The 23,989-nt window shown below is 60.7% G+C and carries 20 protein-coding genes; 13 read left to right on the top strand and 7 right to left on the bottom strand.

What is annotated here, in order from left to right; translation table 11 throughout:
* Positions 1–9: 9 nt before the first annotated feature.
* From recF to dnaA, 3 genes are all read right to left on the bottom strand, one after another.
* Positions 10–1,095: a DNA replication/repair protein RecF gene (recF, locus tag R1T44_RS01550; protein WP_153636738.1), complete on the bottom strand. Its 1,086-nt coding sequence runs from the start codon at positions 1,093–1,095 to the stop codon at positions 10–12.
* A gap of 176 nt (positions 1,096–1,271) precedes the next feature.
* Positions 1,272–2,375 (bottom strand): DNA polymerase III subunit beta, encoded by a 1,104-nt coding sequence (gene dnaN, locus R1T44_RS01545; RefSeq protein ID WP_043331653.1) that lies wholly within the window; start codon positions 2,373–2,375, stop codon positions 1,272–1,274.
* Between the two features lie 145 nt (positions 2,376–2,520).
* The gene (gene dnaA / locus R1T44_RS01540) at positions 2,521–4,008 is read right to left on the bottom strand and encodes a chromosomal replication initiator protein DnaA (RefSeq protein ID WP_043331654.1); all 1,488 of its coding nucleotides are present in this window, start codon (positions 4,006–4,008) and stop codon (positions 2,521–2,523) included.
* An 886-nt stretch (positions 4,009–4,894) separates the two neighbouring features.
* Between dnaA and rpmH the strand changes: the two genes are divergently transcribed.
* From rpmH to R1T44_RS01510, 6 genes are all read left to right on the top strand, one after another.
* Positions 4,895–5,029, top strand: a complete 135-nt coding sequence (gene rpmH, locus R1T44_RS01535) for a 50S ribosomal protein L34 (protein WP_043331656.1) — start codon at positions 4,895–4,897, stop codon at positions 5,027–5,029.
* A gap of 11 nt (positions 5,030–5,040) precedes the next feature.
* Complete coding sequence (rnpA, locus tag R1T44_RS01530) at positions 5,041–5,430, top strand: ribonuclease P protein component (protein ID WP_052384306.1); 390 nt, start codon at positions 5,041–5,043, stop codon at positions 5,428–5,430.
* 119 nt (positions 5,431–5,549) lie between these two features.
* Complete coding sequence (yidC, locus tag R1T44_RS01525; RefSeq protein WP_279836550.1) at positions 5,550–7,214, top strand: membrane protein insertase YidC; 1,665 nt, start codon at positions 5,550–5,552, stop codon at positions 7,212–7,214.
* Between the two features lie 216 nt (positions 7,215–7,430).
* Entirely contained in the window at positions 7,431–8,849 is a 1,419-nt protein-coding gene (mnmE, locus tag R1T44_RS01520; RefSeq protein WP_317292444.1) for a tRNA uridine-5-carboxymethylaminomethyl(34) synthesis GTPase MnmE, read from the top strand.
* Positions 8,850–9,000: 151 nt separating this feature from the next.
* Positions 9,001–10,896: an ABC transporter ATP-binding protein gene (locus tag R1T44_RS01515; RefSeq protein ID WP_317292443.1), complete on the top strand. Its 1,896-nt coding sequence runs from the start codon at positions 9,001–9,003 to the stop codon at positions 10,894–10,896.
* Positions 10,893–12,710, top strand: a complete 1,818-nt coding sequence (locus R1T44_RS01510; RefSeq protein WP_317292442.1) for an ABC transporter ATP-binding protein — start codon at positions 10,893–10,895, stop codon at positions 12,708–12,710. The genes R1T44_RS01515 and R1T44_RS01510 overlap by 4 nt, the downstream gene beginning before the upstream one ends.
* Before the next feature lie 163 nt (positions 12,711–12,873).
* Here R1T44_RS01510 and R1T44_RS01505 read toward each other — a convergent pair whose 3' ends face one another.
* The 4 genes from R1T44_RS01505 to rdgB form a co-directional block, all read right to left on the bottom strand.
* Positions 12,874–14,598: a 23S rRNA (adenine(2030)-N(6))-methyltransferase RlmJ gene (locus R1T44_RS01505; protein ID WP_317292441.1), complete on the bottom strand. Its 1,725-nt coding sequence runs from the start codon at positions 14,596–14,598 to the stop codon at positions 12,874–12,876.
* Positions 14,599–14,826: 228 nt separating this feature from the next.
* The gene (locus R1T44_RS01500) at positions 14,827–15,489 is read right to left on the bottom strand and encodes an OmpA family protein (protein WP_043331663.1); all 663 of its coding nucleotides are present in this window, start codon (positions 15,487–15,489) and stop codon (positions 14,827–14,829) included.
* 85 nt (positions 15,490–15,574) lie between these two features.
* Positions 15,575–16,774 (bottom strand): radical SAM family heme chaperone HemW, encoded by a 1,200-nt coding sequence (gene hemW / locus R1T44_RS01495; protein ID WP_216061102.1) that lies wholly within the window; start codon positions 16,772–16,774, stop codon positions 15,575–15,577.
* Positions 16,774–17,394 (bottom strand): RdgB/HAM1 family non-canonical purine NTP pyrophosphatase, encoded by a 621-nt coding sequence (gene rdgB, locus R1T44_RS01490; RefSeq protein WP_317292440.1) that lies wholly within the window; start codon positions 17,392–17,394, stop codon positions 16,774–16,776. Before rdgB ends, hemW begins: the two co-directional genes overlap by 1 nt.
* A 481-nt stretch (positions 17,395–17,875) precedes the next feature.
* Here rdgB and R1T44_RS01485 point away from each other — a divergent pair, with 481 nt between their 5' ends.
* The 7 genes from R1T44_RS01485 (at position 17,876) to R1T44_RS01455 (ending at position 23,986) form a co-directional block, all read left to right on the top strand.
* Positions 17,876–18,514 (top strand): LuxR C-terminal-related transcriptional regulator, encoded by a 639-nt coding sequence (locus R1T44_RS01485; RefSeq protein WP_052384307.1) that lies wholly within the window; start codon positions 17,876–17,878, stop codon positions 18,512–18,514.
* A gap of 582 nt (positions 18,515–19,096) precedes the next feature.
* The gene (locus tag R1T44_RS01480; protein ID WP_043331668.1) at positions 19,097–19,780 is read left to right on the top strand and encodes a LuxR C-terminal-related transcriptional regulator; all 684 of its coding nucleotides are present in this window, start codon (positions 19,097–19,099) and stop codon (positions 19,778–19,780) included.
* Positions 19,781–19,791: 11 nt separating this feature from the next.
* Positions 19,792–20,295: a CsgE family curli-type amyloid fiber assembly protein gene (locus R1T44_RS01475; RefSeq protein ID WP_317292439.1), complete on the top strand. Its 504-nt coding sequence runs from the start codon at positions 19,792–19,794 to the stop codon at positions 20,293–20,295.
* A gap of 76 nt (positions 20,296–20,371) precedes the next feature.
* Positions 20,372–20,785, top strand: a complete 414-nt coding sequence (locus R1T44_RS01470) for a curli assembly protein CsgF (RefSeq protein ID WP_043331671.1) — start codon at positions 20,372–20,374, stop codon at positions 20,783–20,785.
* Positions 20,786–20,812: 27 nt separating this feature from the next.
* On the top strand, positions 20,813–21,646 hold the full coding sequence (locus R1T44_RS01465; protein ID WP_317292438.1) for a CsgG/HfaB family protein: 834 nt from the start codon (positions 20,813–20,815) through the stop codon (positions 21,644–21,646).
* A 356-nt stretch (positions 21,647–22,002) separates the two neighbouring features.
* Positions 22,003–22,491, top strand: a complete 489-nt coding sequence (locus R1T44_RS01460; protein ID WP_317292437.1) for a hypothetical protein — start codon at positions 22,003–22,005, stop codon at positions 22,489–22,491.
* Between the two features lie 244 nt (positions 22,492–22,735).
* The gene (locus R1T44_RS01455; RefSeq protein WP_317292436.1) at positions 22,736–23,986 is read left to right on the top strand and encodes a hypothetical protein; all 1,251 of its coding nucleotides are present in this window, start codon (positions 22,736–22,738) and stop codon (positions 23,984–23,986) included.
* Positions 23,987–23,989: the final 3 nt, after the last annotated feature.

The following is a 23,989-nucleotide window of genomic DNA, read 5'->3' as shown; positions in this document are numbered from 1 at the left end:
GTCGTGAAATCATTCCGTGTGCAGTCGCCCGTGTTCCACGTGAAACATCCTGACATCAGTGTTCGGCAACCATACCCGATCCAATGTTTCGGGTTCGACGCAGGTCACGAAGACCTGGCACTCGAGGCCTGCCAACAGCTGGCAGAACAGACGGCGATGCTCGCCATCCAGTTCCGCCGGCAGATCGTCGATCAGGTAGACACAGGTACGTCCGTTCATTTCTTCGAGCAAGCGACCCTGAGCCAGCTTGAGAGCGCTGACCACCAGCTTCTGCTGGCCGCGAGACAACACCTCGACTGCAGGGCGTCGCCCCAGGCGAATACGCAAGTCGGCGCGTTGTGGGCCAGTCTGGGTAAAGCCCATATGGCTATCACTGTCGCGCCCTGCTGCCAGCACGTCGCCCAGAGGGCGCTTGGCATCCCAACCGCGCTGATAGCGCAGAGTCAGCTCGGGTAAATCAATCAGCTCGGCAAGCGTGGCTTGAAACAGAGGCGCCAGCGCCTGCATATATTCCATGCGCAGGGCATCAAGACGCTCGCTCCAGTGAGCAAACTCTCGATCCCAGACGTTAAGTGCCTGAACGTCCATCTTACCATGCCTGAGCAGTGCGTTCCGATGTTTGAGCGCCCGACGCACGCGGCGCCAGACGTCGAAGAAGTCGTGTTTCACGTGAAACACACCCCAATCTAGAAACTCACGTCGGGCAGAGGGTGAACCCTCCAGCAACCGGAAGGCATCAGGGTTGATCAGCTGCAACGGCAAGGCCTGAGCCAGCTGGGCGACTCGCTCGACCTTCTCGCCATCCAGCCGCATCTCCAGCCCATCTGCAGCCTGATCACGCCTTACCCCCAGGGGGCGCGGCGGATCGCCTGCCAGGCGGCCAAACAGCGTCATTCCCGCCGTGTCATGCGCAATGGCATGCTTGAGCTTGTGCGTGCGAAAAGAGCGCGCCAGCCCCAGCACATGGATACCTTCCAGCAGGCTCGACTTGCCACTGCCATTGGCACCACTGACCAGATTCACCCCTTTTCCCGGCGCCATATCGACTGTCGCCAGGTTGCGCAGATTCTGGAATTGGAGTCGTTCAAGCGCCATGACGGCCTCATTCGATAGAGAAAAAGAGCCATGGCCGCCTTCGGGGCTCAAATACGACAACACCCGCCATTCAGGAGTGAAAATGGCGGGTGTTGTCGAGGCTCATTCTGCGATTCCGCGCGACAATTGCGTCACAATTACGATTCAAGATGCTGATTTAAATAGCAATTACGATATTACAGACGCATCGGCATCACTACGTAACGTGCATCACCACCACCCGGCTCTTCCAGCAGCGCCGAGCTGTTGGCATCGGACAGCGTCAGCTGTACGCGATCGGCATCCAGCACTCCCAGCACATCGATCAGGTAACCGACGTTGAAGCCGATCTCGAGGCCAGCCCCTTGATAATCAAGGGCAATATTCTCTTCGGCCTCTTCCTGCTCGGGGTTGTTGGCCAGCACGCGCAGGTTGCCTGCCTCCAGATAGAGGCGCACGCCACGGTACTTCTCGTTGGAGAGAATCGCGGTACGCGACAGTACCTGACGCAGCTCGGCACGCTCGGCCACGATGACCTTGTCACCGCCACGCGGGACAACGCGCTCGTAATCCGGGAACTTGCCGTCCACCAGCTTGGAGGTGAAGGTGAAGTCGCCGGTCTGGGCACGCACGTGCGTCCCGCTGACCGTCAATGTCATCAGCTCGTTGCTGCCGTCGAGCAGGCGAGTCAGCTCAAGGATACCCTTGCGCGGGATGATCAGTTTCTGCGCTTCCGGCACGCTGATGTCAGCGGCCTGCTCACAGACGGCCAGGCGGTGACCATCGGTCGCCACGGTACGCACCAGGTTGCTGGTCAGTTCCAGCAGCATGCCGTTGAGGTAATACCGGACATCCTGTTGCGCCATCGCGAAGGAGGTCGCGTCGATCAGATGCTTGAGGGTGCCGCGCGGCAGGCTGACGGTGATATCGCCCTGGCCATCATCGATGTTCGGGAACTCGGCCACCGGCAAGGTCGACAGGGTGAAGCGTGAACGGCCGCTGCGCAGAATGGCACGCCCTTCTTCCAGCGCGAGAATGATCTCGCTGCCTTCGGGCAGTGACTTGCAGATATCCATCAGCTTGCGCGCCGGCACCGTCGCGGAACCCGGCTCATCGACACGGCTGGGCTCGACGCGCCCGATCAGCTCGACCTCAAGGTCAGTCCCGGTCAGCGACAGCTGCTGATCGGACACTTCAAGCAGCACATTGGACAGCACCGGCAGTGTCTGGCGACGCTCGACGACACCCGCCACCAGGGACAGCGGGCGCAGCAGGGCTTCACGCGAAATGGCAAATTTCATGGAGACTCCACTCTCTGGAAACGGGGCAATGCTCGCTGACAGGCAGCGCGCACGCAAAAGAAATTCGGGGCCGCGACAGGCAAGCCCGGAGCACAGCAGGCCGATAGCGTGATTGTCGCCAACCCGACCTGCCGCTGCAATTCGATCAGCTGGTCAACAGACGCAGCAGATTCTTGTAGTCCTCGCGGATATCGGCGTTCTCTTCACGCAGCGAAGCCACCTTGCGACAGGCATGCAGCACCGTGGTGTGGTCTCGCCCACCGAAGGCATCGCCGATTTCCGGCAGGCTGTGGTTGGTCAGCTCCTTGGCGAGCGCCATCGCGACCTGACGCGGACGGGCGACGGAACGCGAGCGGCGCTTGGAGTGAAGATCGGAAATCTTGATCTTGTAGTACTCGGCCACGGTGCGCTGGATATTGTCCACACCCACCTGCTTGTCCTGCAGTGCCAGCAGGTCCTTCAGGGATTCACGGATGAAGTCCTGATTGATCGCGCGGCCCATGAAGTGGGAGTCGGCGATGACCTTCTTCAAGGCACCTTCCAGCTCGCGCACGTTGGAGCGGATCTTCTGCGCGATGAAGAAGGCGGCATCGTGAGGCAGATCGACCTTGGCCTGATCGGCCTTCTTCATCAGGATCGCGACGCGCGTCTCGAGCTCCGGCGGCTCGATGGCGACGGTCAGTCCCCAGCCGAAGCGTGACTTGAGACGCTCCTCGACCCCATTGATCTCCTTCGGATAGCGGTCCGAGGTCAGGATCATCTGCTGACCACCCTCGAGCAACGCATTGAAGGTGTGGAAGAACTCCTCCTGGGAGCGCTCCTTGCCAGCGAAGAACTGGATGTCATCGATCAGCAGCGCATCCACCGAACGGTAGAAACGCTTGAAGTCATTGATGGCATTGAGCTGCAGCGCCTTGACCATGTCCGCCACGAAGCGCTCGGAATGCAGGTAGACCACCTTGGCATTCTCGCCGCCCTGCTTGGCCAGATGATTGCCCACCGCGTGCATCAGGTGGGTCTTGCCCAGACCCACGCCGCCATACAGGAACAGCGGGTTGTAGGCGCCGCCGGGGTTCTCCGAGACCTGACGCGAGGCCGCGCGGGCCAGCTGGTTGGACTTGCCTTCGACAAAGGTTTCGAAGGTGAAGTTCGGATTCAGGCCACTGGAATGCTTGAGGCTACCTTCTACCTGCACCTGGCGCGTGTTGCGACGCGGCGCCTGTTCCCGGGCGCCATCGCCGGCCATCTCACGCTCTTCCGCGAAATTGCCCCGCGGCGGCGTATGCACGGAAGGGGCACGCGGGCTCGGCATCTGGCCCGGCGCTTGCGCCTGGGCAGATACCGGCGACGCAGCCGCGCCTTCCGGACGCGGGTTCGAGACGGTCCGGCGGCTACCGACGCTCAGCTCGACCTTGGGCGGCTTGCCCGGTGCCAGCTCACGCAGCAGCTCGTGAATTCGTTTGAGGTACTTGTCATTGACCCAATCACGCACGAAGCGGTTGGGGGCGAGCAGGCACAGCTCTCCGCTGTCGCCTTCCTCAGCCTGCAGGGGACGAACCCAGGTATTGAACTGCTGTGAATTCAGCTCGTCTTGCAGGGCGTCAAGACATTGTTGCCAAAGTGCGAGCGACACGCGACCTCACATCCAGTTGTCGAAGGGGCGGCCATTGTATAGGCCAAGCCACGAGTTATCCACACGACATCTGCCGCAAAAAGCACTGTGGACAACATCGGTATTCTTCAAGTATCCGCATCGGGACAGGCTGGGGAGTATCCGCGCACAAGATTTCGACTGTGGACAAGACGACAGTTATGCACATGGCCATGCACAGGCTGAACGCAGGTTGCCCACCACTTATCGCCAGAGCTGTCCTATCGACATGCAATTGAGCAAGATAGGAAAAAACAGGTTATCCACAGCAACTGCCTTCCTTAATAGTTATTGGTTATTCAGAACTACTTCTCTGTAGTAATGACAGCAGCCCCGCGATCTTCGAATCACGCGAGGTGCGAGGGGCTGCGATCGCGCCGACAGAATCCCGGGTTATCCACTGCGACTTTTCGGCACGCCTGACACGCCAGGGTCGGGAGTGCACAACCGCTCGTCAGAAACGCGAGTCCTTGAGGCTCACGACCGAACACAGGACTTGCGCCTTCCCGTGCATCGCCATGGCGGGCGATGCCGATCACTCAGCCCCACTGAGCGCTGAAAAAGCGCTGATCGCTTGCCTGGCGAGCGGTGCCTGTAGGCTCAAGGACGCCAAATCGAATTTTTTTGTGCCCGAAGGCCTGTCTTGCGCGTGATCCGCGTGAGACACGAAGCGCCATATGGCGGGCGGCGTAGACGATATCTGTCGTCAAATGCCGCGAACGGGCTGTGGACAACTTCCAACGCGACATTGCAAGCCACTTGCAGATTCACTAGAATCCCTGCCCCTGACCAATCTGCCCTGTCCTCATGTGGATACAGGGCAACATTCGTTGACCTTTTCCAAACAACCACGTGGGAAGAAGCAGCTATGAAACGCACATTTCAGCCGAGCGTCCTGAAGCGCAAGCGCACACACGGTTTCCGTGCTCGTATGGCGACCAAAGGTGGCCGTGAGGTCATCCAGCGTCGTCGTGCGAAAGGCCGTAAGCGTCTGAGCGCCTGATCGAGGCCCGGATGTCCCGTCAGGGATTTCCCCGGCAGCTTCGCTTGCTGACTGCCGGGGATTACCGGCACGTCTTCGATCACACCACCCTCAAGGTACACGGCAAGGGGCTTCTGGCCCTGGCGTGTCCGAATGACCTGGGACATGCCCGCCTGGGGTTGGTGTTCAGCAAGAAGAACGTGCGCCGTGCCGTAGATCGCAACCGCCTCAAACGTCTGACGCGCGAATCCATTCGCCTCCGCCAGCAGCGCCTTCCGGCCGTCGACATCGTCGTACTGGCCAAGCGAGGCGTGACCGAGCTGGACAACGAGACTCTGCATCGCCAGCTGGACGGCATGTGGGCTCGTCTGGAGAAGGACGCCAGACGCCAGAAAGCGGCCAAGTCAACGCCACCTGCCTGACGCGACACCTGCCCGGTGCGTCCGGCATGTGGCGTTTTTTTCGTTATACGCCCTACCGTTCGTGACCGGACTCATCTGACTCCCCGCCAGATTGATTCACCCTCCAACGGGTATACACCATGGACGTCAAACGATTACTCCTCGTGATTCCGCTTGCGGTTGTCGCCTATCTGATGGTGGTCCAGTGGAACAAGGACTACGACCAGCCGGCTGCGGAAACACAGGCTCCCCAGGTTGCCTCTCAGGCCGCCAATGCCACTGCGCAAGGCCTTGAAGCCCCAAGCAGCAGCACGACTGCCAATGGCGATACCGGCCTCTCCACGCCGGATAGCGCAGCAAGCACCCCGAGCAACAACCTGATTGAAGTCAAGACTGACGTGCTGGACCTGCGTATCGATCCGCAGGGCGGTGACGTGGTCTATGCAGCGCTGCTCGAGCACAAGCAGAACAATGCTTCCGAGTCGCCCTTCGTGCTGCTGTCCGACAATCAGTCACGCAGCTACGTGGCCAAGTCCGGCCTGCAGCTGGATGGCCACAAGGGCCGTATCGCCTTCTCTGCCGACAGCAACAGCTACACCCTTGCCGAGGGTGACGACAACCTGCAAGTGGACCTGAAGGCCGACATCAATGGTGTTGCGGTCATCAAGCGCTTCACCGTCAGCCAGGACAGCTACCAGATCAAGGTCGACTACCTGCTGGACAACCAGTCCCAGCAGCCGGTCAATGCTCGCTTCATCGGTCAGCTGGCCCGTGACAACAGCGCGGACCCGACCAGCGGTGGCGGCATGGGCATGAAGTCCTATCTGGGTGCGGCGTTCTCTTCTGAAGAGAACCACTACCAGAAGGTCGATTTCGAAGACATCCAGGACGGCAGCTTCAAGAATGTCGACGTCCAGGGTGGCTGGGTGTCCATGATCCAGCACTACTTCGTGTCTGCCTGGGTGCCGGCTGACAACCAGAAGAACCTCTACTACGCCAACGTCGACAAGCAGAACCGCAATGTCGCCGCCTTCGCGAGCCCGACGACCCAGATCGCCGCGGGCCAGCAGGCTGAGCTCGGCGCGACCCTGTTCGTCGGCCCGAAGGATCAGGACCAGCTGGAAGCGACCGCTCCCTACCTGGAACTGGTCGTCGACTTCGGCTGGCTGTGGTTCCTGGCCAACCCGCTGTTCTGGCTGCTGGAGCACATCCACGCGCTGGTCGGCAACTGGGGTGCCTCCATCATCCTGCTGACCGTTCTGGTCAAGGTCGTGCTGTTCCCGCTGTCCGCGACCGCGTACCGCTCGATGGCCAAGATGCGCAAGATGGGCCCCGAGATGCAGCGCATCAAGGAGAAGTACGGCAGCGACCGCCAGAAGGTCTCCCAGGAGATGATGAAGTTCTACCAGACGGAGAAGATCAATCCGCTGGGGGGCTGTCTGCCGATCGTGATCCAGATGCCAGTCTTCATCGCCCTGTACTGGATGCTGATGGAATCCGTCGAACTGCGCCACGCGCCGTTCATGCTGTGGATCCAGGATCTGTCAGTGAAGGACCCGCTGTTCATCCTGCCGATCATCATGGGCCTGACGATGTTCATCCAGCAGCAGCTGAACCCGACGCCTCCGGACCCCACCCAGGCGAAGATCATGAAGATGCTGCCGATCGTCTTCACCTTCTTCTTCCTGTGGTTCCCGGCAGGTCTGGTGCTGTACTGGATCGTCAACAACACGCTGTCGATCGCTCAGCAGTACGTCATCACCCGTCAGATCGAGAATGCCGAGCCAACCAAGAAAGGCGCATGATGCCTTTCAGGTTCGCCTGACATGACTCACCCACGACCCTCGCCTCGGCGGGGGTCGTGGCGTTTCAGGGCCCTGATTCCGGGGGCTGCGCCGACACTCCCGCCGCAAGGCGCCTTTCCCGTCACCCCGCTTGCTGTCACGGGCCTCCAGCCGCGACAATAGCCGCCATCTCCTTCATCTTCATCTTCATTCCGGCTTCGCGCCCGAGGATTGTGCATGTCTACCGCCTACCAGCCTGACTCCATCGCGGCCCTGGCCACTCCGCCCGGCCGTGGTGGCGTCGGCATCATCCGTGTCTCCGGTCCGGCCTGTCAGGCCATCGCCCAGGCCATGCTGGGCCAATGCCCGCCGGCACGCCGCGCCCACTATGGTCCCTTCATGGGACTGGATACCCAGGGCAATCCCATCGCCCTCGATGAAGGCATCGCGCTCTACTTCCAGGGCCCGAATTCCTTCACCGGCGAGGACGTGCTGGAGCTGCAAGGGCACGGCGGCCCGGTGATCATGGACCTGCTGCTGGAGCGCTGCGTGCAGCTGGGCGCACGTCTGGCACGCCCCGGTGAATTCAGCGAGCGCGCCTTCCTGAACGACAAGCTGGATCTCGCCCAGGCCGAAGCCATCGCCGACCTGATCGACGCCAGCTCACGCGCGGCGGCCGAGAATGCGCTGCGCTCGCTCAAGGGCGAGTTCTCGACGCGCGTCAGCGCGCTGGTGCAGCGCCTGATCGAGCTGCGCATCTACGTCGAGGCCGCCATCGACTTCCCCGAAGAGGAAATCGACTTCCTGGCCGACGGCCATGTCGCGGCGCGCCTCGATGAGGTCAAGGCCGAGCTGGTGGGCGTGCGAGCCGCTGCCAACCAGGGCGCCCTGATGCGCGAAGGCATGACGGTGGTGATCGCCGGCCGCCCGAATGCCGGCAAGTCGAGCCTGCTCAATGCGCTGACCGAGCAGGACACCGCCATCGTCACCGATATCGAAGGCACCACCCGCGACGTGCTGCGTGAGCACATCCATCTCGATGGCATGCCGCTGCATATCATCGATACCGCCGGGCTGCGCGACACGCCGGACGCCGTCGAGCGCATCGGCGTGCAGCGCGCCTGGGACGAGATCGAGAAGGCGGACCGCGTCCTGCTGCTGGTCGATGCCGCGACCACCTCGGCGACGGACCCGATGGAAATCTGGCCGGAATTCGTCGCGCGCCTGCCGGACCCGTCCCGCCTGACGTTGGTCCGCAACAAGATCGACACCAGCGGCGAGACGCCCGGGCTGACCGCCATCACCGCAACGCAGGATGGCGATGCCGAGCAGGCACGCCACCAGGCCAGCGTGGTGCGCATCTCGGCGCGCGACAATCAGGGCCTCGATGCGCTGCGCGATCACCTCAAGGACATCATGGGCTTCACCGGCACGGCAGAGGGTCGCTTCAGCGCCCGCCGCCGCCACCTGGATGCGCTGGAACGCGCTGGCGAGTCCCTCGACAACGGCGACGCCCAGCTGCATGGCGCCGGCGCCGGCGAACTGCTGGCCGAAGACCTGCGCGCCGCCCAGATGGCGCTGTCCGAGATCACCGGCGAATTCTCCGCCGATGACCTGCTGGGGGAAATCTTCGGCAGCTTCTGCATCGGCAAGTGATCGCACCGAGGTGATCGCGCCGAGCTGACTCCCGCCCGCAGGCGGGCTCTCTTGCCGACAGTGCTTGCGTCTGGCTGTCTCCCTCTCGTTATACTGCCTCTGCCGACCCCTCCGAGTGGCGGAGGCGGGCAGGGGCAGACCGGGAGCCGACATGGCGGGACGCGCGACATCGAACAGACCGCAGGATGCCCATCGCGAGTCCCGTGACTCCAGTGCCTCTCCCCCGCCGGCCCCCGCCGCCGAGCTGACTACCGGGCCTCTCCCCGAGGCCCCGTTGCGCCACCTGCTGCTCGACTTCTTCACCCGCCATTGGCCCCGCTATCTGCTGGCCATCGCGTTCCTGATCGGGGTCGCGGGGCTGAATCTGCTGCTGCCGTGGGCGATCGGCGCCACCATCGATGCGTTGCGTGATGGCAGCCTCGACCACGACGCCTTGCTGAGCCGCCTGTTGTGGCTGGTAGGCGCGGGGCTCGCGCTCTATGCGCTGCGCTATGCCTGGCGCGTGACGCTATTCGGCACCGCCTATCAGCTGGGGACGGAACAGCGTGATGCCTTTCATGCCAAGCTGACGCGCCTGGACCCCGGCTTCTATCAGCGCCACCGCACAGGAGACCTGATGGCGCACGCCAGTCAGGACATCGATGCCGTGGAGATGGCCGCCGCGGAAGGCGTGCTGTCCAGCGTCGATGGCGCCATGACCTTCGTGCTGGTGCTCGGCATCATGCTGATCGCCATCGATGTGCCGCTGACGCTGCTCGCCCTGTTGCCCTTCCCCTTCATGGCCTGGGCCTTCGCACGCATCTCGCGACGGATCGGAGAGCGTTTCCGCGAATCGCTGGAGCGCTTCTCGGACCTGAATGACCAGACCCAGGAAGCCTTCGCCGGCATTCGCATGCTCAGAAGCCATGCCTTGCTGGAGGATGAAGGCGCAAGATTCTCGCAGCGTGCCGCCGCCGCCGAAGCCGTCGATTATCGCGTCCAGAAGCTGGAGGCGGCCTTTGATCCGGTGGTGTTCATTGCGCTCTCGGCGGCGACGCTGCTGACGCTGGGCGTGGGTAGCTGGCGCTATCTGGATGACGCCATCACCCTGGGCCAACTGACCAGCTTCACGCTCTATCTGGCGCAGTTGATCTGGCCGATGTTCGCGCTTGGCTGGTGCCTGAATATCCTGCAGCGCGGCGCGGCAGCCGCACGGCGGTTGGCCACCTTCCACGCCGCGCCACAAGCCCTTGAAGATAGCGGCACCCTGGACAAGGTCAGTGACCATTCACTACGCCTTGAGATCAATGAATTCCACTACCCGGGCAGCCAGCAACGTGCTCTGGGGCCCCTCTCCCTGCAGGTGGCGGCAGGGGGCAGTCTGGGGATCGTCGGCGCGACCGGCAGTGGCAAGTCCACCTTGCTGCGTCTGCTGTCGCGCAGCTGGCCTCTGACGCCTGAGCAAGGGGTCCTGACGCTCGGCGGCAGAGAAGCGAGTGAGTACACACTATCGGCCTGGCGCCAGCAGTTCTCACTGGTCCCCCAGGACCCGTTCCTGTTTGCGCTCTCGGTAGCCGACAATGTCGCCCTCGCCTGCCCCGAGGCCTCTGACGAGCGAATTCGAGAGGCGCTGCGCGCGGCAGCCTTCGAGGAAGATCTGCGCCGCCTTCCCCAGGGGTTGGAGACGCTGGTGGGTGAGCGAGGCATCACACTCTCCGGTGGCCAGCGTCAGCGGCTGGCATTGGCACGCAGCCTGCTCAGCGAGGCGCCGATCCTGCTGCTGGACGATACACTGTCGGCGGTCGACCAGGTCACCGAACGCACCCTGCTGAAGACTCTCGCGCGCCTGCAGCAACCCGATCACCACGGCCTCAAGCGCACGCTGATCATCAATTCCCATCGTCTGTCTGCCGTGCAGGCCTGCCAGCAGATTCTGGTGCTCGAGGACGGGTGCATCCTGGAACAGGGCGATCACGCCAGTCTGCTGGCCGCCCGCGGCGCCTACTGGCGCCTATGGCAGGCCCAGCAGGTCAACCGCGAAGACGATGCCAAGGCGGAGCGCTCATGAGCCACGATGCCGCGACACGACCCGACACCCTCAGCGGCACTCGCCTGCTCAGCCGACGGCGACTGGCATTGCTCTGGCAACCGCTGGGCAGGCGCCGCGCAGAGGTCCTGCGCGCGCTGTTGATCCTGATCGCGGCGACCGTACTGGATGTGCTTGGCCCTTGGCTGACCCAGCGCTATCTGGATGACTACCTGATTCCCGGCAACCTCGCTCCCGAGGCTCTGGCAGGACTGGTGGCCATCTACGTGATCACCCAGCTGGGCGCCGCCGCCGGACGCTATTTCCAGCAGCTGCGCTTTGCCCGCCTGGCCCTCGCCAGCGTGCGCGATATCCGTGAGCGAGTCTTCACACACCTGCTGCATCAACCACTATCGACCCTCGACAATATCGCTGCTGGTGAATTGGTGGCCCGCGTGACCAACGACACCGAGTCGCTCAAGGAGTTGTATATCGGGGTGCTGGCGACACTGATCGGCAATGTGGTGCTGTTGATCGGCATCCTGTCGGCGATGGCCCTGATGGATGGCACCCTGGCGATGATCGCGACGGCGCTGGTCCCGCTCTCCATCGGCATGATCTGGCTGTATCAGCGCTTCTCCGGGCGCGCTGCACGCGAGGTACGCCGCCTGCGTGCCTTGCAGAATGCCAGAATCGCCGAGGCGATCGGCGGCATGAGTGTGCTGCAGGCAAGCGACCAGACCGAACGCTTCAGTCGGCGCTATCACCACCTCAACGTCTCCCAGTATCAGGCGCGCATGCGCACGGTGCGTGTGTCGGGGCTGCTGTTGCGTTCGGCCATCGACCTGATGGCGATGCTGATCACGCTCTCGCTGGTCGCCGTGTTCGGGCTGCGCGAATTGGGAGGCGGTGCGGAACTGGGAGTGCTCTACGCGTTCATCGCCTGGTTGGGGCGCATCAGCGAGCCCCTGATCCAGATCACGCAGCGACTGCAGGTCTTCCAGTCGGCGCTGGTGGCGACTGGCCGGCTGGAAGAGGTGCTGGACCGGCCACGCGAGACGCCTGAGCCAGACACGCGCGCCGCGCAGGCAGCCACGCGTGGGCACACGGACAACACCGTGATAGCGAGTGGTCACTATCAGCTCGAGCAGCTGACCTTCCACCACCAAGGTGCGGAGGGTCCGGCCCTCAATGGCCTGACGCTTGCCATCGAGAGCGGTGAGTTTCTCGGCGTGGTCGGCCCGACGGGCAGCGGCAAGTCCACCCTGCTCGATCTGCTCAGCGGGCAGCGCCCTGCCCCGGCGTCTCAGCTGCTGCTGGATGGTCGTCCGCTGATGGAGTGGTCGGCTCAACAACGCGCTACCGCGATAGCCGTCGTCCCGCAGGAGCCCTTCATCCGCGCCACGACACTGCGCGACAACCTGCTGCTGGGGCGTGAGATCAGCCAGCAGCACCTGTCACGGGTTCTGCACAAAGCGCATCTGGCGCCGCTGGTCGATAGTCTGCCGCTGGGGCTCGACACCTTGCTGGGCGAGCGCGGCCTCAGTCTCTCCACGGGTGAGCGCCAATTGCTGGCGCTCGGACGCGCACTGGTCACGACACCACGCGTGCTGTTGCTGGATGAGGCCACCGCCAGCATCGATAGCCATACCGAAGCCCTGTTGCAGCAGGCACTACATGAGCTGCGTGGCGAAGTGACCTTGATCGTGGTGGCACACCGGCTTGCCACGGTACGCGATGCGGACCGCCTGCTGGTGCTGGAACAGGGCTGCATCACCCAGCTGGGGGCCCATGATGCCCTGATGGCAGAACCCGGCCTCTATCGGCGGCTATGGCGAGAAGACATCGCGCACTGATCAGGCAGGCCAACATCCTCGACAATACAAACGCCCCACGATGCAAACGACCCCGTGATCTAGACGCCCCACAATGCAAACGCCCCCACAGGCATGGCCTATGGGGGCATTGTCAGTCCGAGCTCTTGATATGGCACTCAGCGTTCTGCATTCACACCTGTCATCACGGCTTGCGCGGGCCGCGAGGCTTGTTGCCCTGTGTCTTGCCAGGCGCTGTCTTGCCAGAAGTGGTCTTGCCAGGCGCTGTCTTGCCAGAGCTGTCCTTGCCTGGGGCTGCCTTGTCAGAATTTGCCTTGCTGGCGCCTCCCTTGGCAGCCTTGCCTCTCATGGCATTGCTTTCCTGCTTCTCACGCAGGGCACGCGCTTCACGCGCATCCAGCGGCTTGCCGACATCCTTGTTGTCTTCAGGACGCTGTTTGGCCGCGTACTTTCTGGGCAGTTTGGTCGTGCTGTTCGGGTTGACCTGACCATCACGACCGATCGCCGGCGTGCTGCGCATGCTGACCCGCGTGGAACCTTCGCGGCGGCCCTTGCCTGGCACGCTGGAGGACCAGTCGCTCCAGCTGGCAGAATCCTTGCCCGCCCCCTTGCCAGCCGTCTCGCCCTTGCCACGCGGACGAGTCGGCTCGACAGCGGCCGTCGACTTGCGCTCGGCAGGCTTCTCGCTGACGCGCTTCTGGCTCGGCGCGGAATGCCCATGCACCTCATCCTTGACCTGCGCCTTGATGCTGGTCTTGGGCTTGGCAGTCGCGGAATGGCGCTTGCCCTTGGCCTTGGGCGTCGCACTGTCATTGCGCACGCGAGGCTTGGCCCAGCCTTCACCGCGCTTGAGCTTCTCGCGCTTGGGCTTGGCCTGGGTCACCTCGACATCGCTGTCGCGCTTGACCTTCTGGTTGAGCTTGCGCAGCGACAGCAGGCGCTCACGCGGCATCGGCTTGGGCTCGTTGCGTTCGCGTGCGATCTCCTCCGACAGCCACCACAGGCCCTTGTGCTCGACGGCAACCGACTGCGGAGCCGGCAACGCGCCCTTGAGCACCTCGACCACTTCCTGCATGGCGGTGGAGAACTGACGATCGAACTGCCACGGCGGGTTGATCACCAGCATGCCGGAGCCGTACATGCCGTGCTCGCCTTCCGGCGAATCGATCGTCAGCTCACTGCGCCACATCGGTGCCGGCGAATGCTTCTTGAGGCGCTCGAGCAGATCATGCTGACGACCCGCCGGCAGCAGCGGATACCAGATCATGATGGTGGCATGACGTGACTTGCGCAGGGTCTCGACCACGACCTCGGCGACATCACGATAATCATTCTTCAGCTCATAGCTGGGGTCGATCAGCACGGCGACGCGCGGCGTGGTGACCGGCACGGCCGCCAACAGACCGGACAGACCATCCTGCTGACGACGCATGACCTTGCCGAGGCTGTCACGCTGCACCGGGGCCTGATCGAAGTGGTAGATCTCGCCCGGATGCAGCTCATAGGCCAACAGGCGATCGCCGCGGCGCAGCGACTGGCTCAGCCACCAGGGCGAACCGGGATAGACGCTCAGCTCGCTGGCGCTGCCCTTGGCGGCATCCGGCTGCATGTCCGCCAGACGTGCCAGCCAGCGAGCCAGCGGCTTGTCAGCTGACGGAGACTTCGGCTCACCTGCATCGGTCAACCAGCGATCACGCACCTGCCACAACGGCAGAACGCCCTGCTCGTATTCGCGCAGCTGTTCCGTCTCGCGGGCCGCCAGCGGATACCAGCCACGACCGGCGTGAGTGTCGATAAACGTAACGGGAGATTCTTTACGTAATAGCTGCTCGGCCAGGGTGGTGGCGAGCAGGTGCTTGTGCAGGTCGGCAAAATTGCCAGCGTGATAGGCGTGCTGATAGGCGAGCAAGAGCGCCTCCTTGATACGGCGATATCTGCCACATCCAGCGAGGCAGCAGATAGAAATCGGGGGGCGGCGACGAGAGGAAAAACCAGACAAGGCCGCCGAAGGGGCTGAAGGATAGCAGAGATGATCACTTGTCACCCCAAAAGCCGTGCTTGCCAAGCAACGAGGCCCACGCAAATGCGCAGGCCTCGTGGTCATTCACCGTCATGTCGCCATGACAGCTGATGGGTCTCAGCTTTCCATCGGCGTCAGCGTGATCTCGACGCGACGGTTCTGGGCGCGCCCGGAGGCGGTGTCGTTGGATGCCACCGGGCTGGCTTCACCATAACCGCGCATGTTCAGACGGTTGAAGGCGATGCCACCACTGGCCAGATAGTTGCCGACAGCCTGGGCACGCAGCTCGGACAGGTTCTGGTTGTAGTTGCTGGCACCGGTGGAATCGGTATAGCCCGCGATGTTGACGCGAGTCTCGTCGTATTCCTTGAGCACGGTGATGACGCCGTCCATGACCGGCTGAATCTGGCCGGACAGGGTGCTGGAGTCGGAGCCGAAGGTGACGTTGGACGGCATGTTGAGGATGATCTGGTCGCCGACACGGGTCACGCTGACACCGGTGCCCTGCAGCTGATCGCGCAGCTTGGCTTCCTGAACATCCATGTAATAGCCGATACCACCGCCCGCGGCGGCACCCGCAGCAGCGCCGATCAGCGCCTTGTCGAGACGATGGTTACCACTCTTGGTCGCCCCGGCGATTGCGCCGACGACCGCGCCGATGCCGGCACCCTTCGCCGCACTGGAGGTCTGCTGCTCATTGGTATACGGGTTGGTCGTGGAACAACCCGCCATCGCGACGGCGGCTGCCAACGGCAGGGCCAGGAGTACAGACTTCTTCATGGTAACGCTCCCTATCTACACACTCATTAAAGGCAAGACGACAATTGCGCAAATAATCGTCATGCCTCCGATAATGCCTGATCAATCAGGTGTCGAACATGGCCAGCAGGTCATTGAGGAACAATAAGCCCTGGGGCGTGGCGCGCAACAGCACGTCATCCTCAACGATGAGCCCGCGCGCGCGCGCCTGGCTCAGGCCCGGCTCCAATGCCTCGCGATCCAGCCCGGTCGTGCGACGCAGATCCTCGAAGCTGACACCCCCGGTCAAGCGCAGTGCATTCATCATGAACTCCAGCGCCAGCTCATCGCGGTCAATTTCCTGCTGACCCGCCACGAACCCGCGAGGGTCCTGCATCCTGCGCAAGTACGCTTCAGGCTGACGACTTTTCCAACGGCGTTGGAGTTGCAACTCGCCGTTCAAGTTCCCAGCCGAGTCGGTCTTCAACAACGTCAACTTGCCATGCGCGCCTGCTCCGATGCCCAGGTAATCACCGAATTTCCAGTAATTGAGGTTATGACGCGCGCTGCGCCCTTCAAGGGCATAGGCGGAAATCTCGTAACGACGGAAACCGGCAGCCTCCAGCTCGGCGTGACCGTGATCCTGGATATCCCACAGCAGGTCATCTTCCGGCAGTACCGGCGGGCGCGAATAGAACTCGGTATTCGGCTCCAGCGTCAATTGATACCAGGACAGATGGGTCGGCTTGAGTGCCAGGGCACGCCGGATATCATCCAGCGCCGTCTCCAATGTCTGGCCCGGCAGGCCATGCATCAGATCGATATTGAAATTGTCGAAGCCCGCCGCCCGTGCGCTGGCCACCGCGCGCCCGGCTTCTTCAGCGGAGTGGATGCGCCCCAGCACCTCGAGCTGCTCCGGCTGGAAGGTCTGCACGCCCAATGACAAGCGATTGATGCCGGCGGCGCGATAGGCGGCAAAGCGGCCCTGCTCCAGCGTGCCGGGATTGGCCTCCAGCGTGACCTCGCAGTCGGCAGAGAACGTCATGCGCGCCCGCAGGCCATCGAACAGTCGCTGGTAAGCCGCCCCGCTCAGCAGACTCGGCGTGCCGCCGCCGATGAAGATGCTGTGCAATTCACGCTCGGGCTGGCCCTGCAGCAACTGCAGGTCCTGATCGAGATCGGCCAGCAGCGCCGTGATGTACTCCTCTTCAGGCAAGCCGGCATCACGCCCGACCCCGTGGGAGTTGAAGTCACAGTAGGGGCACTTGCGCACGCACCACGGCACGTGAATATAGAGCGACAGAGGCGGCAGGTTCGCGGCGGACATCACGCCTGACCGCTCTGCGCGGCAAGCGCCTCGAGCAACTGCTGCATCGCACGTCCCCGGTGGCTGAGACGGTTCTTGGTCTCGGCATCCAGGGCCGCGGCGGTCATGCCATGTTCCGGCAGCCAGAAAAGCGGGTCATAGCCGAAGCCACCCTCGCCTTGTGGCGCGTCAAGGACACGCCCCTCCCAACTGGCCTGTACGATGGTCGGCACCGGGTCTGCTGCATGGCGCAGATAGACGAGCACGCACCAGTAGCGCGCCGTACGCGCTTGCTCAGGCACGCCCTCAAGCGCTGCCAACAGGGCGGCGTTGTTGTCACCATCACCGCTACCTTGCTGACGCCGCGCGGCAAAGCGTGCGGAATAGATGCCCGGTTCCCCGCCCAGCGCATCGACTTCGATCCCGGAATCATCTGCCAGCGCCGGCAGGCCGGTGACCTCTGCGGCGTGGCGCGCCTTGATCAACGCATTCTCGACGAAGGTCAGCCCTGTCTCTTCGGCGTCACTCACTCCCAGCTGCCCTTGAGGCATCGGTTCGATCCCCAGCGGTGCGAGCAGGTGGGAAAATTCACGTAGCTTGCCGGCATTGCCACTGGCCAGTACGAGAGAAGAAGCGGACATGTGAATCTCCGGGATAGGAACAACGAGAATGCGGCCGCGTGTGAGTCACACGGGCAAGGCGCTTGCAGCACCCCATTCTAGCGCGTGAGTCCGGTGCGTACACGCGAGGGGTCTGCGCCAGGCACGACTGAGATCCATGATGTCATGGGCCGATGTCACTCATGTGCTCAACTTGATGACTGACAGGCCGATACAGGCTATCTGCCTCAGCGCGGGCTAATGCCTGTGCAGGATTTGTCTGTGCCTCGCGGCTCAAGCAAGTAAACATCAACCGAAAAAATCCCGTAACTCGATGTTTTGTATAGCCTTTAAGTGGGAAATAAAAGAAATGTGCGTTATGCCATCTAACACTATGCGCAGCGCCAGCCCCCAGGTGTCACTCGACTAGACTTCAAGACAACCATCGAATCACCGTGGATTCATGTCTCCGCCTCAGCCTGCTGATGATGAGCCCCCCAAACGCTTGCGACAGGAGCGCCCCATGACTGCTACCAGAGTCCTGTTCGTGACAAGCCCTTCACCGCAGACCGAACTGTTCGTCGAGTACCTGCAAGAGACACTGAAATGTGTCGTCGAGGCCTGCCACCATGAAGCCCCACTTCCGTCATCTCCCTGCCTGGTGCTGATCGACAGCACCCAGTGCAGTCTGGCCCAGATGATGCGATGGAGCCATATAGACAAGATCGCTGCCTTCAATGTCGAACATGAAGACGATGCCATCTCACTACTTCTGAATATTCCTTTCAGCGGGATCTTCTATCGCCAGGACAGCCTTGAACAAATCAGCAAGGGTATCGGCAAGATACTCGAGAATGAAAACTGGCTGACTCGCAATATCATGCAGACGTTGATTCGTCATTATCGTCAACAACAACAGATTGCCTTCCAGCCTGTCATGGGACTGACACAACGAGAACTGGAAATATTGTCACTCATAGCGTCACAGCAAAGTAATGCAGATATCGCGCATAGATTGATGTTGAGCCAGCACACCGTGAAGTCTCATTTATATAACATCTTTCGCAAGATCAGAGTCCACAACCGTCATCAGGCGATCCAGTGGGCCCATGAGCATCTCAACCTTTACATCCCCAAGCGCACGACGGAGCCGGAATCCTGAGGCCCAGATGACGCTGGAAGAGTACTGCCACCAGGAGATGGAGCCTTGGGGTCATCACCGCAGCAGAGCATGTCCCACGCCGGCTACGCGTAGTAAACGCTTCACTTATCAAGGGTGAAATGGCTCATGCTCAGAGCCGCGTCGCATTCCTGACACCCTTCGAATCAAGAGATACAAAAAGACAAGCCCGGTTACATAATGACATTAAAGAGACGCCTCCCAGCATTAGATTCATGGTACCTTTGAACCAGTGGAAAGCTTGGTAAAAAAAGCGCAAAGGTCTGGTTTTCATTGCACTCTCGAGAAGGGTCATCATGACCAGCGCTATTTTCATCAGGTTTACGTACTGTTTTTCCTATTCTTTTTCTGGGTCAAATCAGGACTGGAGGGGAAGGATAAACTGGTTATTTTAGCAAGTGCTGATTAGAGGTTGCCTTATCCCCACTATCGCGCAATCCTATAAAGGTGCTCAGCGCGTAATGCCCGACGTGAATGAGTGCAGTGCTACACGACTCACCCAACCACACTTCAGATATGGCTCCGCCAAGAAAAATCGGTACGACAACTCAGAGGTCTCGCACCATGATTACAGGGAACGCAATGGTGCTGCTGGTGACTGACTGCAATCCGCAGTCAGCGCTTTTCATGGATTACATTCGCCAGCAGCTTGAGTGTCAGGTGGCTTCCGCAAGCCCCGACGAGGATTACACACCCGGGCAGGCAGAAAGAACGATAGTGCTGCTGGACACCGACCACGTCGATGAAGGCACGATGCAACGCTGGGATGCAGATGCCAGCCAGGATGCCAGCGCAGAGCTGGCCGCTATCAACATCAGTGATGAAGAGGAAGCTGCCAGCCTGCTGGTCAGCACCCATCTTCAAGGCGTGTTCTACCGACAGGACAGCCTCTCACTGATCAGCAAGGGCATCGCGAAACTGCTGGAAGGCGACATGTGGATGTCCCGACCGCTGATGACCCGCCTGCTGGATTTCTATCGCCGTCAGCAGCTCAACGCCTATCGCCCGGTCTGTGGTCTGACCCAGCGTGAGGTGGAAATCATCGGCTTGCTGGGCACGGGTGCCTCGAATACCGAGATTGCTGACCAGCTGTTCGTCAGTGAACACACGGTCAAGTCACATCTCTACAATATCTTCCGCAAGATCAAGGTGCATAACCGCATTCAGGCCATGAACTGGGCACGTCAGAACCTGGCAATGCCTGTCTCGCGCACCCCACGCATCGCTCGCAGAGCACAGATGTCGTGAACGGTCGGGGCATGACAAGCCGCCAGGTGGTCGCCTGGGGACTGACATGCTTCAGTCTGTCGCCCGCCTTCGCGCAATCCGCGCCGGAGGCGGTGCGACCCGAGGTATCCGTTGCCAGTGAAAAGCAGCAGGCTCGCCGTCAGGGGGAAGATGGGGTCGCCATCCAGCGCGCTCGCCCCACGCTCTCCGACGGTCTCAGCGGCGTGATGATCGATCGCACCATGACCATGATCGGCAAGACCTTCTTCCGCCAGTTCAGCCAGCAACGCCTCGATAGCCCGGCCATCCGCAACACATCCCTCAGCATCCATGAACGCCCCTCAGCACGCTGGGGCAGCCTCATCTGGATCACCGAAGGCAACAACGTTCTGTATGAAGCGACGCTCCCTCCGCGCCTGAATGACGTGGATATGTATGCCAGCGCCGCCGTATCAAGCGTCTCCGACCAGTTCCTGCGCCGCAAGGTCATGGAAGCCCTGCGCAATGACCCGGACATGGCCGGTGACGAATTCTGATGTATTGAAGACCGACATAATAAATGGGCTCCAGTCACGGAGACCCTGACAATACGCAAGGGAACAGGGGAACATCATGAAGCATCAGACACTCGCGGTGTCGTTGCTGTTGTCGGCGATGCCGCTATATGCCGGTGAACTCATCTATCAGCCCATCAACCCGAGTTTTGGTGGCAACCCTCTCAATGGCAGCTACCTGCTTGGCAAGGCCCAGGCCCAGGACACCCATGAGGATCCTGATGCCTACTCCTTCGATAGCCTCTCCGATACCGAAATCTTCATCAATGACCTGCGCAACAGCCTGGTCTCTGATGCCATCACCGACGCCGTAGAAGCTACGGAACCCGGCCGTTCCAGCGTGATCGACAGTGCGCAGCTACGCATTGAAGTGGTCAGCAACGGCAATGGCGGTTTCTCCATGCAGGTGCTTGACCGCGCCACAGGTGAAACCACCGTCATCAACCTCGGCACATCAGGCAATACATTCTGATCCGCTACTGATGAAGGGTTTCGTCCAATGAAGATACTCACTCCCATGCTGGCCGTTGCCAGCCTGGCGCTTGCAGGCTGTGCGCCGATGGTCGCCAATACCCAGGGTCTTGAAGGGGTGCCCAGCACCTTGATGCCAAGAACCGCCACCTATCAAGACCTGATCAGTCTGCCGCCTCCCGCCGGACGTATTCCGGTCGCCATCTATGACTTCCGTGACCAGACGGGCCAGTACCGTCCTGCCCCTGCCAGTACCTTCTCTACGGCGGTCACCCAGGGCGGCGCCGCCATGCTGAGCGCCGCATTGTCGGACTCCGGCTGGTTCATCCCCCTCGAGCGCGTGGGACTGCAGAACCTGCTGACAGAGCGCAAGATCATCCGCGCCAACATGGAGCGCACGGGCCAGAATGATCTTGCCGCGTTGCAAGCCGCCAACCTGCTGTTCGAGGGTGGCATCATTGCCTTCGACTCCAATGTCAGAACAGGCGGAGCAGGCGCGGAATACTTCGGGATCGGCGCCTCTGGTCAGTATCAGGTGGACCAGGTGACGGTCAATCTGCGCGCTGTCGATATCACCACGGGGCAGGTCATCGCCAACGTCAATACCAGCAAGACAATCTACTCACGCGAGCTGAGGGCGGGCGTCTATCGCTTCATCGATTTCAGTCGCTTGCTGGAGATGGAAGCGGGGTATACCAGCAATGAACCCGTACAGATGGCGGTCATGTCTGCCATCGAATCTGCCGTGATTCACTTGATTGCGCAAGGCGTCGAACGTCAGCTCTGGGTTCTCCAGGACCCGGAGAGCCTTCAGACATCAGAGCTGATGGATTACCTGCAAGCCCCGACCCCGATGTTGTAGAGCCAGCCCACATTCAAGACCCCGTAGAGAGCATCGTGGTATTCGCGGTGTTTATCTTTCCCTCAAAAGGCAGTCACCTCACAAGAGGTGGCTGCCTTTTTCGTATCGGCGCATAACATAAGAAATAAATAAAACAACAAAGCATGAAATATCATGCGCCTAATACCGTCAACAGTAATACCTCCCTGAGCGGTGCTGAAAATCTGGCCACCCTTTGTCATTACTCACCGCTATTGGGCAAGACATTATAAGTAGCAAACTCTAGCCCTCATAAACCCGAAAAGGACTGATGGTGATGGCCTCGATAAAGACCAATAGTTAGAGCACTTAGACGGTCACCTGGATGGACTCACGCCATGGCTTCGGCAAAGCATCAACAAAGAAGAATGCTACAGGCCTGCCTTTTCTTCTCATCACTGACATTCAGCTTGTGGGTGTTGGCCAATGACCTGGCGACCACCTCCGAATTGGGAAGCAGCCACTCAGTGGCAGTCATCGAGCAATCTGGCACGTACAACACAGCGATGATCGTTCAGCATGGCAATGGCAACGCCTCATTGATTGACCAGAGCGGTGCCCTGAATGAAGCAGGGGTCGATCAATATGGCAATGGAAACACGGCATATACGCTGCAAGAGGGTGCCCTGCATGAAGCCAGCATTCTTCAGCATGGCCAATATCATGATGCGCTGATCATTCAGCAAGGTGTTGGGCAAAGCGCCAGCATTCAGCAGACAGGCATCGGGGGAAGCGCCACGCTTCTACAACAGGCCAGTAGTCAGGTACCGGCAAGTATCACTCAATATTCACGGGGCCATATGCGTGTCCAGGTCATACAACAGTGATCTTTACCACGATGGCTCGCATGACATCGCTCTATGAAGATGATGCTTGTGAAGGTGGTAGCTGAATATTCGCTTTCGTCGAATCACCAATACGGATTTTGCCTGGCCAGGAGGTGTTCTCGCTTTCATGTAGTCAAGAGTTCTGCATGACGAACACAACCTTCTGGAAAGGGCACAAAAGAGCAGTAGCAGTACAACATGATGTCGCGAATCACGAAAAACCAGACCGTCATCATGTCAGGGGATGCACGACCAGAAGCAAATCAATAATAAAAACACAACTCAAAAAACGATCTACACAAGGGAACAAACCATGAAAATCCAAATGAGCTTGCTGGCTGCCGCTGTCGCTTTCTCTTCACATGCGATGGCAGTGGACAATGCTTCCGACATCGATCAGACCGGTTTCGCCAATGGCGCGACGGTCACCCAAGGTGATCGCAATGGAAACCCGTTCAACGCCGGCGAGCATACCAGTGATATCGACCAGACAGGGGCCTTCAACGGCGCCACTGTCTACCAGAGCGGCGTCGCAAGCATTGCCAGTGTCAACCAGCAAGGCCTGGCCAATATGGCGGATGTCCTGCAGAGGGGTCAGGCACAGATAGCAACTGTCTACCAAGATGGCCGCCGCAACCACGCTGATGTCGACCAGAAAAGCTTCAAGAACACGGCCACCATCACCCAGGAAGGCCTGCGCAACAACTCCGTCTCCAAGCAAGGCGATAGCGGCCCGAACTCAAGTGGTCGTTTCAATGACTTGACCGTGACCCAGACAGGCGCCTTCAACTCGTCCACTGCCACGCAAAGCGGTAGTCACGAGAAAGCGACCGTGACCCAGATGGGCCTCGGCCATGATTCGGATGTCGAACAGAGCGGTGACTACAACGTCGCTTCCGTCAGCCAGAGCGGCATCTACCATGACTCCAGCGTGTTGCAGAGCGGGAAGTACAGCAAGGCACGTGTCATGCAGACGGGGGCCTTCAGTGACTCGGACATCGCACAATCCGGCAAGCATCAGCGAGCTCGTGTCATGCAAAGCGACAAGTCACACGATTCCGAGATCAATCAGGCGGGTGGCTACAACCGTGCCAGCGTATCTCAGTCTGACTTCCACAATGACTCCGAGATAGACCAGTACGGTTACGGTAACCGTAGCATGGTCATTCAGAGCGGTGCCTTCAATGATTCTGATATCAAGCAGGCTGGCCTGGGCAATCTGGCCATGACTGAGCAAAGCGGCTTCAACAACGATGCCAATGTCACGCAGGTTTGGGCGGTTGATAACGAGTCCTACATTACCCAGACCGGTTACAACGACAGTGCGACCGTGCTGCAGGTAGGCGGACATAACGAATCCACCATTCTGCAGCAGGCTGGCGGCTTCATGAGCTTTGCGCCGAATACTGCCAATGTGACGCAGACTGGTTTCACCAACTCTTCCACCATCACCCAGACTGGCGGTGGCAACGTAGCCAACGTGATGCAGTACTGATCA

It is taken from the genome of Cobetia amphilecti, from assembly GCF_032923285.1.
GTDB classification, from domain to species: domain Bacteria; phylum Pseudomonadota; class Gammaproteobacteria; order Pseudomonadales; family Halomonadaceae; genus Cobetia; species Cobetia amphilecti.
This window is presented reverse-complemented; position numbering and strand designations above follow the sequence as displayed.